Raw genomic sequence first — 14,001 nt, forward strand, 5'->3', positions numbered from 1 at the left:
ACGGCACACGCCAGACAGCAGGTAGTGAGCGGTTGTAGCTCAGTTGGTTAGAGTACCGGCCTGTCACGCCGGGGGTCGCGGGTTCGAGCCCCGTCAACCGCGCCACACTACCAGCCCACGTCCTGGGTCCTTCGGGAATGGACACGCCGAAAGGCGAAGATATATGCGCGGTTGTAGCTCAGTTGGTTAGAGTACCGGCCTGTCACGCCGGGGGTCGCGGGTTCGAGCCCCGTCAACCGCGCCACTTCTTCCTCCCCTAAACAGAGATGATGAATTGGTTCCGCGCATTCTATCTTTGCGTTCAATTTTTCCAGCACAAAAAAACGCGCCCCTGTGGGCGCGTTTTGTGATTCTAAACCTTCTCAAAGGGTTAGTTGGAGAGTGCCGCCAGGATTCGCGCCCAAGAGCGGGTGCCTTTGTGGAAGCTCTCCACATTGTATTTCTCATTGGGAGAGTGGATTTGATCGTCGTCGCGGCCAAAGCCAATCAGCATCGAATCCATGTTCAGCATCTCTTTGAAGAAGCCAGCGATCGGGATGGAGCCTCCGCAGCCGACATAAGCCGCTGGACGGGGCCACTCGTCGCTGAGCGCAATACGCGCCTTTTCAAAAGCAGGATCTTCGATCGACATTTGTGAGGCGGTGGAGCCTTTTTCGGAGCGGTATTCGACGGTGAATCCGTCTGGCAGACGGCTTTCCAAGTGCGTGCGGAAGCTTGCGCGGATCTTGTCTGGATCCTGCTGGCCGACGAGGCGGAAAGACAGTTTGGCTGAGGCTTGAGAGGGCAGGACGGTTTTGAACCCGTCGCCGGTGTAACCTCCCCAGATGCCGTTTACGTCGCAGGTCGGGCGGGACCATATTTGCTCAAGTGGGGTGCGGTCTTGCTCGCCCGCCGGGGATTTCAGGCCTACGTCGCCTAGGTAGGTGCCGTGGTCGAAGTTCAGGCCCTGCCATTGGGCGCGGATGTCATCAGGCAGTTCTGGTACATCATCATAGAAGCCATCCAAAGTCACCGCACCTGTGCCGTCGTGCAGGTCTGCGAGGATGTTGCTCAGCACGCGGATCGGGTTCATGGCGATGCCGCCGTACATGCCGGAGTGCAGATCGCGACTTGGGCCGGTGATGGTGAAATCCTCGGCCAGCAGGCCGCGCAACATGGTGGTGATCGCAGGCACTGCGCTTTCAAACAGGCCGGTGTCGCAGATCAGCGCAATGTCACAGCTCAGCTCTTCGGCGTTCTCTTTGAGGAAGGGCACAAGGCTTGGTGAGCCAGATTCTTCCTCGCCCTCAAACAGGAAGGTGATTTTACACGGTAGACTGCCGTGTTCGGCTTTCCAGGCGCGGCAGGCTTCGACAAAGGTCATCAATTGTCCCTTGTCATCAGATGATCCGCGCGCGCGGATCACCTGGCCAGCGTCGGTGTCTTCCAGGGCGGGGTCAAACGGATCGCGGTCCCAAAGCTCCAGCGGATCAACTGGCTGCACATCATAATGTCCGTAAAACAGCACGTGAGGCCCGGGTCCATCCACGTGACCAACTACCATCGGATGACCGGTGGTTGGGCGTTTTTGTGCCTCTATGCCAAGGCTTTGCAGTTCCTTGACCAGCCAGTCCGCTGCGGCGTCGACATCGGCGTCAAACGCCGGATCGGTGGAGATGGATTTGATGCGCAGCAAATCAAACAGGCGCTCCAGCGCCTCTGGCATGTTTTGGTCAATGCGGGCGAGAACGGGATCAAGCGTCATGAAAGCCTCCTTCGGGTGCGACGATTTGCAGGGACCGTACCACCCCAAAGTCAACTGTCCAGACTCGCTCTTTCACAGTTTGATCGATATCAATGTGCGAAAGATGTATCATTTGGTAGCCATTGCTGAAAGCGCGACAGATGACTAAAAGAGCGCCAATGCCCAGATAGGGTGTTGCGACGCCAGGTCGCCCTGACCGGGAAGAAGGAAAGCCACTGTGGATTATACTGCGAAGCTAGACACTGCACTCAATCGTTTGCACGAAGAGGGGCGGTATCGCACGTTCATTGATATCGAACGTAAGCAGGGCCACTTCCCGCATGCCACTTGGACCCGTCCGGATGGTGAGGCGCAGCCAATCACTGTGTGGTGTGGCAACGACTACCTTGGCATGGGACAGCATCCGGTGGTGCTTGAGGCGATGCATGAAGCTGTAGACGCCACCGGCGCGGGCTCCGGTGGGACGCGCAACATCTCCGGCACCACTGTTTATCACAAACGTCTGGAAGCCGAGATTGCCGACCTGCACGGTAAAGAATCAGCGCTGCTTTTCACCAGCGCCTACATTGCAAATGATGCAACTTTAAGCACTTTGCCAAAACTCTTCCCCGAATTGATCATCTATTCGGATGAATTGAACCATGCCTCGATGATTGAGGGTGTGCGCCGCAACGGCGGGGCAAAACGTATCTTCAAGCACAATGACGTGGCGCATTTGCGCGAGCTTCTGGAAGCCGATGATCCGGCGGCGCCGAAGCTGATTGCGTTTGAATCTGTTTACTCGATGGACGGCGATTTCGGCCCCATTGAAGCGCTTTGTGATCTGGCGGATGAGTTTGGCGCGCTGACATATATCGATGAGGTGCACGCGGTGGGCATGTATGGCCCGCGCGGCGGTGGTGTGACCGAGCGTGACAACCTTGCGCACCGTATCGACATCATCAACGGCACCCTTGCCAAAGCCTATGGCGTGATGGGGGGGTATATCGCTGCATCTGAAAAAATGTGTGATGCTGTAAGGTCTTACGCGCCAGGTTTTATCTTTACGACGTCTTTGCCACCAGCTGTGGCAGCCGGTGCCGCGGCCTCTGTGGCGCATTTGAAAACCGATCAGGCGTTGCGGGATCAGCATCAGACACAGGCGCAGATTCTGAAGCTGCGGTTGAAAGGGCTTGGTCTGCCGATCATCGATCACGGCAGTCATATTGTGCCGGTGATTGTGGGCAATCCTGTGCACACAAAGGTGCTGTCTGACCATCTGCTGGAAGACTACGGCATCTATGTTCAGCCCATCAATTTCCCAACCGTGCCACGCGGCACCGAGCGCTTGCGGTTCACGCCATCACCAGTGCATGGGCCGAAGGAAATTGATGCCCTTGTAGGGGCAATGGACGCCCTCTGGAGCCACTGTGCGCTGAATCGTGCCGATATGGCGGGGTAAGATGACTTCTTAGTGTAGAAACCCTTGTTTGTGTTATATTCATACCTAACAAGGGGATCGGTTCGAATCGGGGACTTTCAGAACCGGCGACGCAAGAAGAGGCCAGTGGGATGATCGGGCGCAGATTCAAGCGCAATGCCGAAGCGGTAGACGAAGGCCCGAAAGGGTACGACGATTTTGACGTGCAACTTGGAGACATGATGCGCGGCGAACGAGCGACTTTGGGGAAGTCGCTTTTGGATGTGCAGCGCGAGTTGCGAATCCGTGCAAGCTATGTGGCTGCAATTGAGAATTGCGATCCGTCAGCCTTTGAAACCCCTGGATTTATTGCCGGCTATGTGCGGTCTTATGCACGTTATCTTGGCATGGACCCGGAACAGACGTTCAGCCTGTTCTGTGCGGAGAGTGGGTTTTCCACGGCGCACGGGATGTCGGCGGAGGCCTCCGGTGTCCGTAAGGCGGAAGCCATTGCCCCGGCTATGACGGGCAACGATCCGTTCTCTTCCTCAAACACGCCGTTTACGCCGATGCAGGAATCTCTGCTATCTCGCGTGGAGATGCGGGCGGTGGGCTCCTCTCTGGTGCTCGTCGCGCTGATTGCTGGGATCGGCTACGGCGGGTGGTCGGTTCTCAATGAAATTCAACGGGTTACTCTAGCGCCAGTGGAACAGTCCCCTGTGGTATTGAGTGATTTGGATCCTCTGGATGGCGCCGGGCGTGCGCCTGTTGCGACGTCGCAGACGGACGCAACAACCGATGTGGCCACCGTTGGTGCTGGGGTATTTGCCCCGTCTGATGCGTTGGACCGGCTGTATCGTCCGCAAGCGCTGGATGTGCCAGTGTTGGTGGCGCGGGATGCGCCAATTTCCCAGCTGAACCCAAACAACATTGGGGTGTTTACACCGGAGCTGCCCGCAGCGGTGGCGATGGCCGCGCCTGTGGCTGACACATTGCCGGTGCCAAAAGTGGTTGAGGATGATGCGCCAGAGCTGGTGCTGATGGCGGTGCGGCCAGCTTGGGTGCGGGTGCGTGCGGCGGATGGCTCTGTTTTGTTTGAGAAAATCCTCGATGCGGGTGAGGAATATGTGCTTCCGGCGACGGAAGAGCCACCCACATTGCGGGCTGGCATGTCCGGATCGGTATACTTCAAGGTGAACGGCGAGCTGTATGGGCCGGCGGGTGAGGGCACGGGGACTGTGCGCAATCTCGCACTGGCTACGGATGCGCTCAAAGAGAGCTTTGCGGTGGCGGATCTGAACGATGATCCGGAGCTGGCCAAGATCGTGGCCTTGGCAGCGGCGCAGAATGTGGTGATTGCGGACGAGTGATCCGGATCAAAACCCTCTAAGATTTCAATTAGTTAAGAGAGCGCCTTCGGGGCGCTCTTTGTCTGTGCGCCATCGCGCATTGCCCCTTCTGGCGGAAGCGATTAGACAGGCATCAAACCCATCTCTGCTGTGGTGAAAGGTCTTGATATGTCGATGAATCACATCCGTCCGTGGCGCAATATCGAGCGACGTAAGTCTCGACAGATCATGGTGGGCAATGTGCCTGTGGGCGGGGACGCACCCATTGCGGTGCAGACCATGACCAACACCGACAGTGGCGATGTGAAAGCCACGTTGGGGCAGGTGCTGGCCGCAGCCGAGGCTGGCGCGGACATCGTGCGTATCTCAGCGCCAGATGTAGCAGCGACTAAGGCACTGAAAGAAATCACAAAAGAGAGCCCGGTTCCAATCGTGGCGGATATTCACTTCCACTACAAGCGCGCGATTGAGGCGGCGGAGGCCGGGGCGGCCTGTTTGCGGATCAATCCGGGCAATATCGGGGATGAAAAGCGGGTCAAGGAAGTCATCAAGGCGGCCAAGGATCATGGCTGCTCGATCCGCATTGGGGTGAACGGCGGGAGCTTGGAAAAGCACCTGTTGGATAAGTACGGCGAGCCGTGCCCTGACGCGATGGTGGAGAGTGGTCTCGACCATATTAAGATCTTGCAAGATAACGATTTTCACGAGTTCAAGATTTCCGTGAAAGCGTCAGATGTCTTCATGTCAGCTGCGGCCTATCAGCTCCTTGCGGATGCCACCGATGCGCCGATTCACCTTGGTATTACTGAGGCTGGCGGTTTTGTCAGCGGCACCATCAAGTCCGCGATCGGCCTTGGTCAGCTGTTGTGGATGGGCATTGGCGACACGCTGCGTGTCAGCCTGAGCGCTGATCCCGTGGAAGAGGTGAAGGTTGGATTTGAGATCCTCAAGAGCCTTGGTCTGCGTCACCGTGGGGTGAATATCATCAGTTGCCCTAGCTGCGCGCGTCAGGGATTTGACGTGATTAAGACCGTGGAAACATTGGAAAATCGCCTCGCGCATATCCATACGCCGTTAAGCCTGTCCATCATCGGATGCGTGGTAAACGGACCGGGTGAAGCGCTGATGACCGATGTTGGTTTCACCGGCGGTGGGGCTGGTTCTGGCATGGTGTATCTTGCCGGGAAGCAGAGTCACAAAATGTCCAATGAGGCGATGGTCGATCACATCGTGGAAGAAGTGGAAAAGAAGGTGGCGGCGATTCAGGCTGCAGAGGCTGCTGAAGCGGCGGAGTGATCCACCTGCACAAGCGACTCAAAGATTAACGGCCCTCAGGGGCCGTTTTTTTTACGTCGGTATGCTGACGGTATCGCGGCTGTATTGCGGTGGTGCCAGTTTTCAGAACGTCTGGATTAAGCCAGCGTGCGTTGCGCAACGAGCGCTGAACGCAAAACACCGCAACGGTGGCCGCTGCGGTGTTAGACTGTTTGGTTGGCGCAACGCCTTAGCCGCGCTTGTCCTTCACAATTGCCTGCATGCCTTTGAGCGGCACATAGCCGCGCACCATTTCGTCGTGGAAGACAAAGCTTGGGGTGCCAGTGATGTTCAGGTCACGGGCGAGGGCACGGGTGGTGGCGATCTCTTTCTCCACCTCGGGCGCGTCCATGTGATCCAGAATCATGTCCGCATCAAAACCGAGACCCTTGGCCACTTTGCGCAGGGACTTCTCATTCACGTCACCGCGCATTTTGATCAGTGTGTCGGCGGTTAGCTTATATGCTTCATCCCCCACCTTCTGTTTCACGGCGATGGCAAAACGGGAGCTGAGGTCGCTGGCTTCGCCGAGGATCGGGTATTCCTTTACGATGAAGCGGATGTTGCCGTCTGACTTGATCAGCTCGGCCACTTCGTCATGGGCCTTGCGGCAGTAACCACAGCGGTAGTCGACAAATTCTACGATGGTGATGTCGCCTTCAAGGTTGCCACCGACGTAGCTGTAGCCGTCGTCAAACAGGCGGTCGGCGTTGTTGGTCACCAGATCAAAATCGGCGGTCGCTTGGGCGGCGGCATTGCGCTCTTCCAGCACGGCAACAGCTTCCATGATGACCTCAGGGTTTTCCAGAAGGTAGGCGCGGACTTCGGCGCGGAACGCCTCGCGTTCGGCATCTGACAGTTTGTCGATGTCAAAAGCCAGGGCCGGGGCGGCGGCCAGGGTGAGGGCCAGCGCGCTGCTGGCCAATTTGGTTTTCAATGTGCTCATGGGGTTTTCCTCATTTCTTGTCTTTGCGGCGCTTGGCAGCGCGGGCGATGTCGTCGGCCCGGTTAAATGCGCTGGAGCCTTGGGGAAGGCGGGCCATGGCGCGGCGGGCGTGGATTTCAGCGTCGTCCAGTCGGTTGGCGAGCGCATAGCGTTCGGCGGCCAGAAGCGAGGCCATGCCGTGTTGGTTGGTTTGCGCGTAGGCGGAGCCAAGATCGCGCAGCACGCGCGCGTCGCGGAAGTCGCGGGCACGGGCGGATTCGAGATATTGCAGGGCCTCTTTGGGGCGGTTCACGGTTAGCAAGGCACGACCCAAGCCGCCGAGGATGAGCGCGTTGCCCGGTGCAAGCTCTGCGGCCTTTTTGTAGGCAGTGACGGCGTTTTGGAATTGGCGGCTTTCCAGCAGGATTTGCCCCTTGAGCTCGTAATAATAGGGATCGTCAGGGCGGGTTTCGAGGGCCTGATTGATGTGGGAGACCGCCTTGGCGGTGTTTTGTTGCCGGTGGTAAGCCACGGCGAGGCGCATGTGGCGCACATCTTCAGCGGCGCTTTCCTTGTAGCGCGACAGGGTCCATTTGGTGGGGCGGATGAACGCAGTGGTTTTACCGCGCGCGCGATCATACCAGTAGTCCAGCTCTGGTTGTGATTTGGCATTGCCAGCATAAGCCGCCACAAAGCCTTCCGCCGCGCGCAGGCGGTCACGGGTCAACGGGTGGGAGCGCATGTAAGGGTCCTGGCGGGAAGCGGAGAGCAGTTCCTGGCCTTCAAACAGGCGGTGCACATCCAGCGTGCCGGACGGGTCGATGCCAGCGCGGGCGAGGTAGCGGATGCCGGATTGGTCAGCGGAGGATTCCTCGGCGCGGGTATGGGCGAGAAATTGTCGCAGGGCAGAACTTTGTGTGCCAAAGGCAAGTGCGGCGCCCACATCACCACGCCCGGAAACAGCGGCGGCGGCCAGCCCAAGCGCGAGACCGAGGCCTGCGGTGGTGCGGGCCGAATCAAGGTTGGCCATACGGCGGGCAATGTGGCCGTTGGCGATATGGGCGGCTTCGTGGGCGATCACCGATTGCAGCATTTCCGGGGTGGTCATGCGCATGATCATGCCGGAGTTGATAAAAATATGGCCGTGGTCGATGACAAAGGCGTTGAGGCGCTGATCGTCCACCAGAAGGATTTTGATATTGTCGCCAAGGCCTGCGGCATAGAGTACGGGTGCAGCCATGCGTTGCAAGGCATGTTCGATGTCCGGATCTCGCAGCAGAGACACGGCCTGAGCGGCCGTTGAGGCAAGCACAAGCGCGCAGGTCGTCAGCAGCGTGACGACGCGGGCGCGCAAAGCGGTGATTGACGGCGCCGTCATTTCGCGGTGAAACCTCATGAGCGACAATAGGAACGAATTTGATGCGGACTTCAAGGCGTGGGGCGGTTGATCCCTTTATTGTGATGGATGTGATGGAAGCGGCGCGTCAGGCCGAGGCGGATGGCCGCCACATCATCCATATGGAAGTGGGTCAGCCGGGCACGGCGGCGCCGGAAGGCGCGCGCAAGGCATTGACCGACGCGATGGCAGAAGACGCCATGGGCTACACGGTGGCCTTGGGCCTGCCAGCGCTACGTGCGCGGATCGCGCAGCTCTATGGCGAGTGGTACAATGTGGACCTTGATCCCGCGCGGGTGATAGTCACGCCGGGCTCGTCAGGTGCATTTTTGCTGGCGTTCTCGGCGCTGTTTGATGCGGGGGAGCGGGTGGCCATTGGGGCGCCGGGTTATCCCAGCTATCGCCAGATTTTGAAGGCACTGAGTTTACAGTCGCTGGATGTGCAGACCGCGCCCGAGAACCGGTTGCAGCCGGTGCCAGATGATCTGCGCGCGTTGGATTTTGAGGGGCTGATGGTGGCCTCTCCAGCCAACCCTACAGGGACGATGCTCGACAGCGCGGCCATGGGGCAGCTGATCGACCTGTGTCGGGAGAAAGAGGCGGCTTTCATCAGCGACGAGATTTACCACGGCATTGAATATGAGGCGAAGGCTGTCACGGCGCTGGAACTCACCGATGAGTGTTATGTCATCAACAGCTTTTCCAAATACTTCAGCATGACCGGCTGGCGTGTGGGCTGGATGGTTGTGCCGGAGGATCATGTGCGCAAGATCGAGCGTCTGGCGCAGAACATGTTCATTTGCGCGAGTCATGCCAGCCAGGTGGCGGCCTTGGCGGCGATGGATTGCCATGAAGAGCTTGAGGCCAATATGGCGGTCTATCGTGCCAATCGGGCATTGATGGCGGAGGGCTTGCCAAAGGCGGGGTTCACGCAGTTTGCGCCACCGGATGGGGCGTTTTATTTCTATGTGGATGTGAGCGCTTTCGCCCAGGACAGCCGGGCCTTTGCGCGGGAGCTGTTGGATGAGGCAGGGGTGGCCGCAACGCCGGGTTTGGATTTTGACCCGGTGCGCGGGCATCAGACATTGCGGTTTTCCTATGCGCGCAGCACAGCCGACATTGAAGAAGGTCTGGCGCGGCTGAAGAAGTTTATGGCCGCCCGTGGGTTTGTCTAAGGCGTAAGGTTGGCGGGGGCGGTGCCCCCGTCGCCAATTGGCGACTCCCCCAGGATATTTGCGGAATGAGAATGCGCGGCGTGGTGAAGGGCGGCGGGCTGATGTAGAGTGCCACCAAAGAAGACGCGCAACAGCGGGCAGGGCGGCAGCATGAGCAGAGTGTTTTGGGCTTTTATGGTGATGGTTTGGGCCGGAGTGGCCGCGGCGCAGGAGCGGGAGTTTTCCGCGCTTGCGCGGTTGGATGCGGCGAAAAGCGGCTTGTCAGAGGGCTGGCGCGGGGCGGCGGAACTGACTTTGAGCCTGAGCCAAGGGGTGCCCTGGCGGGTGTTCACGTTGGATGATCCCCGGCGTGTGGTGCTGGATTTCAAAGAGATTGATTGGGAAGACCTGACGGCGGAGTCGTTTGGCACTGTGGATGGTGTGGAAACGGTGCGGTTTGGGGCGTATCGCCCCGGATGGAGCCGGATGGTGCTCGATTTGGCGCGGCCATTTGCGGTGGAAAGCGCCGGTATGACCGTGAACGACGCCACGGGGCGCGCGCAGTTAAAACTGGTACTGGCAACGAGTGATACGCTGGCGTTTGCCAAGGCCGCAGGGGCACCACATGATCCGCGCTGGGATTTACCGGAGCCTGCGGACACCACAGAAGTTGCGCGCGAGGCCCGGCCGGATTGGGCACCAACGGTGGTGGTGATTGACCCGGGCCATGGTGGCATTGATCCCGGGGCGGAGCGTGACGGGGCGCAGGAGAAAGACCTGATGCTGCTATTTGCCCGCGAGCTGCGCGATGTGCTGCGTCGGGCGGGTGGTTTTGAGGTGGTGCTGACACGGGATGAGGATGCGTTTGTGTCACTGGAAGGGCGCGTTGCGATTGCGCATCGGGCGCAGGCGGATGTGTTTCTCTCGTTGCATGCGGACAGTTTGAGCCAGGGCAATGCCAAGGGTGCGACGATCTATACATTGTCTGAGGAGGCCAGCGATGCGGCGTCAGCGCTTTTGGCGGAGCGCCATGATCGGGCGGATATTTTGTCTGGCGTGGACCTGTCCGGCGCGGATGATGAGGTGACCGATGTGCTGTTGGATCTGGCGCGGTTGGAGACAGAACCCCGGACCATGATGTTGGCAGAAACTTTGGTCGGCGCGTTGAAAGAAACCACCGTAAGGTTGAATCGCAAGCCGTTGAGAACCGGCGGGTTTTCGGTGTTGAAGGCGGCGGATGTGCCCTCGGTTTTGGTGGAACTTGGTTTTATGTCAAGCCAGCAGGACCTGGCCAATTTGCAGGACGCGGGGTGGCGCGCGGCGATGGCGGCGGGGTTGCGCGACGGGTTGCTGGCCTGGGTGGTCGAAGACAAGGCAGCGCGGGCGCTGGTGCGGCAATAGGCGGAGCGTCGCTGGTTTCTTCGTGCTGGCGGGAAACCGCTTTCCTTTGCGCGTGAGAGTTTGTCGAGTGTGCCGTAATTGGCAGGCTAAAGGGCAGACGGCGATGCAGGAGACAGACGGGTTTCACGGGGCCAAGCTGGCGCTTTTGACCGGGGATCGCTTGGTGTCGATCCTGCGGGACAAGGACCCGGAGATCCCCTATCCGGATATGTGGGATTTGCCTGGAGGCGGGCGGGAAGGCCGTGAGAGTCCGGAAGCTTGTGTCTTGCGCGAACTGAAAGAAGAGTTGTCGCTCCCCTTGAGTGAGGCGGACCTGCGCTGGAAACGCCGGTATGTCTCTGATCTGGATGGGGAAAGCACAACCTGGTTCTTTGTCGCCGAGGTGCCAGAGTTGGACATCAATCGCATTCGACTGGGAGCGGAAGGGCAGGCCTGGCGGATGTGGGATGTGGCGCGGTTCTTGCGGATGAGCAATGTGGTGCCCACGATGCAGACGCGGCTGTCAGACTATCTGGCGGAGCGGGAGGTGGCTTAGGTCGATGCCTCAGGTTTGGGTTTGCGCACGCGCATGAAGCCCAGGGTGCGGCCGCTGCTGGTGGCGGGGTCATAGGTCATGCCGGAGCGGGACATGCAGTCCACCATCTTTTGCAAAACGTGTTTTGGATATTTGGCCATGTGGATTTCCATAACCACATGGCGCACGCATTTGGGCCAGTCCTGTTCAAACAGATGCTGCTCGGCGCCTTCGACATCCATCATCACAAAGTCCGGCTGCACAATGGCCAGCAGGTCGCTGATGCGGGTGGCGGGGACCTCGACCATATCTTTTTCGCTGCGGCCATCCGCGACAAGACCGCCGCCCCAGAACAGCGCGCCGGCGCGAAAGGCCACGGTGTCGCCGTCATGGGAATCTCCCACAACAGCGCCATGCCACAGGTTCACGTTTTCTTGTCCGTTGCGGGCCAGCGTGTCGCGGATTTGGTCGAGCATCTGCGGGTTGGCTTCGAGGCTGGTGACATTTTCCGCCCCGGCGGCCTGAGCGCAGATGGTGGTGACATAGCCCAGGCCTGCGCCAATCTCGAGCACTTTCCAGCCGGGTTTGATGCGTTTGAGCGCGGCCGCGCTTTCCCGCCCCTCATAGTCACCTGAGGCCAGTTTGGCTTCGATTTTGGTGCCTTCGAGCCAGTCGGGCAGGCCTACCTTGACGCCTTTGAGAGTGTATTCGGTCATCAGGGGTGTGCCCATTTTCTTCTTTGGATGCTGCGGCGCACTGAACCATTGTCTCGGCGCGGGCGCAAGATGGTGTGCGGGGCAGAATAGACAGGCCTGTGTGTCAACAAATGTGACACTAAGTGTCACCATAGGTTCTAGGTCAGACAGGCAAACACTTATTGAGGAAACGAACATGTCTGGCACACACACTCCAAACCTGACCCTATACTTTGCTCCGCGCACTCGGTCTTTTGCGGCGCTTTGGCTGTTGGAAGAACTGGGGGAGCCTTATCAGTTAGAGAGCTTTGACTTTGCCACTGGTCGACACAAGCAGGCGGATTACCTGGCGTTGAACCCGATGGGGAAAGTGCCGTTGGTGGTGGATGGCGAGACGCCGGTGCCGGAGATTGGCGCGATGGCGATTTACATCGCGGATCGTTATGTGGCGGCTGGTTTGGCGCCTGCGGCGACGGACGCGGCACGCCCTGCGTATTTGCGGTGGATGTTCTTTGCCAGTGCCATCATGGAGCCAGCTTTTGCGCAGAAGCTGTTTGGCTGGGAGGCCTCTGCGGCCACCGTGGCGTGGGGCTCCTATGAGCAGATGATGCAGGTTCTTGCGGACGGGCTGACCGAAGGGCCCTGGTTGCTTGGGGAGACGTTCTCGGCAGCGGATGTGGTTGTGGGCAACAATCTGGTCTTTGGGCAGATGATTGGGATTATTCCGACGGATGGGCCGATTGGAGAGTACTTGGTGCGGTTGAAAGCACGTGAGGCGTTTCAACGGGCTGAGGCGATTGAGATGCGGGAAGGGGAGCGATTCCCGGTGGCTGCGGAGTAGGTCAACAGAGCGATCCGTTTGAAGGTTGGGCGGCACCCCGTGTGTCGCCCTTATTTTGTTGGTGGCCGAGGTTGTGGGCGGCGCATTTCCATCCATATTGACATTATGCATGTCAATATGACATTAATAATGACATGGAAAAAATTGATCGTTTATATCACCTGGTTTGGATGTCGCGGCCTTTGATGCAAGTTGCGGAACTGGCTGTGGAACAGGGGCTTGAGGGCTCCGGCCTGACGGTGCGGATGCGCGCCGTGCTTGAGATCTTGCGGGAGAAAGGCGCGCTTCCTGTGCCAGAGATTGCCCGTCATTTGGAGATTCAGCGGCAATACGTGCAAGTCATGGTCAATGAGACGTTGGCAGAGGGGCTGACAGAACAGCGTCCCAATCCACGTCACAAAAGATCCTCGCTTCTGGTGCTGACCGACAAGGGGCAGGCGTTGATCGACGGGGTGGTCGCGCGGGAGCGGGGGCTGCTTGAGGCCATTGGCGACGGGTTTGAGGAACAGGAGATTACCACGGCCTTGGACGTGGTGCGGCGGTTAACAGAGAGCCTAAAGGGCAAAACAGGTGGTGAGAGATGAGTGTTGTGTATGTGGTGTTTGGTGCGCTGGTGGCGGGCTTTTTGTGGCTTGTGGGAGGCGTGGTCCGGATTGGGAAGGTGAGCCCTGGGGAGCGAATTGAGGGGCGAGAGAACGCGGCGCTGATGTTGGTCGATCTGCAATCGGTGTTTTGGAATGAGGGGCCGTATTCGGAAGCAGACAAGCAGGCGGTTGCGACGGTGATCCTAGGGGAGGTTCAAGCAGCTAAAGCGAAAGGAACTCCAGTGATTGCGCTACGGCAGGAATGGTCGTTGCCAGCGACCAAGGTGATTGCGCGTTTGACGATGAAGGGGCAGGCGGTTGCAGGAACTTCTGGTACGGAAATGGCCGCTCCATTTGTGGGATACGCAGATCATGAGCTTGTCAAACGGGTGCAGGACGGGTTTGAAACCGGTGCGTTGGATGAGCTGTTGGCGGAGTTGAACGTAGGCGCATTGCGAATTGTTGGATTGGACTACAATTATTGCGTGGCCAAGACAGCCCTGGCGGCTGTACGCCGTGGGTATGATGTTACCGTGGTGGAGCCGGGTGTTCTGGCGGTGCAGAACATGGCAAAAACACGCGCCGATTTGCAGAGGCAAGGCATTGCCCTGGCGTGATGGTGGTCAGTTGAGGTGCGATTTCCGGCAAAACCACGCGCAAGGCGCTGTTATCGCGGCAAGGTGTT

Annotated in this window: 13 protein-coding genes and 2 tRNA genes; 11 read left to right on the plus strand and 4 right to left on the minus strand. The window is 58.9% G+C overall.

The features are described 5' to 3' along the window. Positions 1–28 precede the first annotated feature (28 nt). A tRNA-Asp gene (locus Q0955_RS11805) sits at positions 29–105 on the plus strand. 62 nt (positions 106–167) lie between these two features. After that, positions 168–244 (plus strand) — tRNA-Asp (locus Q0955_RS11810). 126 nt (positions 245–370) lie between these two features. Here Q0955_RS11810 and Q0955_RS11815 read toward each other — a convergent pair. Next, positions 371–1,744: a M20/M25/M40 family metallo-hydrolase gene (locus Q0955_RS11815; RefSeq protein WP_299424486.1), complete on the minus strand. Its 1,374-nt coding sequence runs from the start codon at positions 1,742–1,744 to the stop codon at positions 371–373. Between the two features lie 217 nt (positions 1,745–1,961). Here Q0955_RS11815 and hemA point away from each other — a divergent pair, with 217 nt between their 5' ends. From hemA to ispG, 3 genes are all read left to right on the plus strand, one after another. Then, positions 1,962–3,185 (plus strand): 5-aminolevulinate synthase, encoded by a 1,224-nt coding sequence (hemA, locus tag Q0955_RS11820; RefSeq protein WP_299424488.1) that lies wholly within the window; start codon positions 1,962–1,964, stop codon positions 3,183–3,185. Positions 3,186–3,295: 110 nt separating this feature from the next. Further along, positions 3,296–4,513 (plus strand): helix-turn-helix domain-containing protein, encoded by a 1,218-nt coding sequence (locus Q0955_RS11825; RefSeq protein ID WP_299424489.1) that lies wholly within the window; start codon positions 3,296–3,298, stop codon positions 4,511–4,513. 147 nt (positions 4,514–4,660) lie between these two features. After that, positions 4,661–5,788 (plus strand): flavodoxin-dependent (E)-4-hydroxy-3-methylbut-2-enyl-diphosphate synthase, encoded by a 1,128-nt coding sequence (gene ispG, locus Q0955_RS11830; protein ID WP_299424491.1) that lies wholly within the window; start codon positions 4,661–4,663, stop codon positions 5,786–5,788. Between the two features lie 208 nt (positions 5,789–5,996). Here the strand turns inward: ispG and Q0955_RS11835 are convergent, their stop codons facing one another. Continuing rightward, positions 5,997–6,752 carry a DsbA family protein gene (locus Q0955_RS11835; RefSeq protein ID WP_299424492.1) on the minus strand — a complete coding sequence of 252 codons (756 nt, stop codon included), beginning with the start codon at positions 6,750–6,752 and terminating at the stop codon, positions 5,997–5,999. A gap of 10 nt (positions 6,753–6,762) precedes the next feature. Beyond that, positions 6,763–8,127 carry a M48 family metalloprotease gene (locus tag Q0955_RS11840; RefSeq protein ID WP_299424494.1) on the minus strand — a complete coding sequence of 455 codons (1,365 nt, stop codon included), beginning with the start codon at positions 8,125–8,127 and terminating at the stop codon, positions 6,763–6,765. 23 nt (positions 8,128–8,150) lie between these two features. Here Q0955_RS11840 and Q0955_RS11845 point away from each other — a divergent pair, with 23 nt between their 5' ends. The 3 genes from Q0955_RS11845 (at position 8,151) to Q0955_RS11855 (ending at position 11,217) form a co-directional block, all read left to right on the plus strand. Beyond that, on the plus strand, positions 8,151–9,302 hold the full coding sequence (locus Q0955_RS11845; RefSeq protein ID WP_299424495.1) for an aminotransferase class I/II-fold pyridoxal phosphate-dependent enzyme: 1,152 nt from the start codon (positions 8,151–8,153) through the stop codon (positions 9,300–9,302). A 150-nt stretch (positions 9,303–9,452) separates the two neighbouring features. Next, positions 9,453–10,682, plus strand: coding sequence for an N-acetylmuramoyl-L-alanine amidase (locus tag Q0955_RS11850; RefSeq protein WP_299424497.1), 1,230 nt, complete (start codon positions 9,453–9,455; stop codon positions 10,680–10,682). Positions 10,683–10,785: 103 nt separating this feature from the next. Continuing rightward, positions 10,786–11,217 carry an NUDIX hydrolase gene (locus Q0955_RS11855; RefSeq protein WP_299424498.1) on the plus strand — a complete coding sequence of 144 codons (432 nt, stop codon included), beginning with the start codon at positions 10,786–10,788 and terminating at the stop codon, positions 11,215–11,217. Here the strand turns inward: Q0955_RS11855 and Q0955_RS11860 are convergent. Next, positions 11,214–11,912, minus strand: a complete 699-nt coding sequence (locus Q0955_RS11860) for an FkbM family methyltransferase (RefSeq protein ID WP_299424500.1) — start codon at positions 11,910–11,912, stop codon at positions 11,214–11,216. The two genes, Q0955_RS11855 and Q0955_RS11860, sit on opposite strands and share 4 nt — an antisense overlap. A 175-nt stretch (positions 11,913–12,087) precedes the next feature. On the opposite strand from Q0955_RS11860, the gene Q0955_RS11865 reads away from it, so the two are divergent. The 3 genes from Q0955_RS11865 (at position 12,088) to Q0955_RS11875 (ending at position 13,933) form a co-directional block, all read left to right on the plus strand. After that, positions 12,088–12,732 (plus strand): glutathione S-transferase family protein, encoded by a 645-nt coding sequence (locus tag Q0955_RS11865; protein ID WP_299424501.1) that lies wholly within the window; start codon positions 12,088–12,090, stop codon positions 12,730–12,732. Positions 12,733–12,902: 170 nt separating this feature from the next. Further along, a complete protein-coding gene (locus Q0955_RS11870; RefSeq protein WP_299424503.1) occupies positions 12,903–13,316 on the plus strand; it encodes a MarR family transcriptional regulator in 414 nt (137 codons plus the stop codon). After that, entirely contained in the window at positions 13,313–13,933 is a 621-nt protein-coding gene (locus tag Q0955_RS11875; RefSeq protein ID WP_299424504.1) for an isochorismatase family cysteine hydrolase, read from the plus strand. Before Q0955_RS11870 ends, Q0955_RS11875 begins: the two co-directional genes overlap by 4 nt. Positions 13,934–14,001 lie beyond the last annotated feature (68 nt).

The sequence above is a fragment of the uncultured Shimia sp. genome (assembly GCF_947493595.1).
In the GTDB taxonomy this organism is placed as follows: domain Bacteria; phylum Pseudomonadota; class Alphaproteobacteria; order Rhodobacterales; family Rhodobacteraceae; genus Shimia.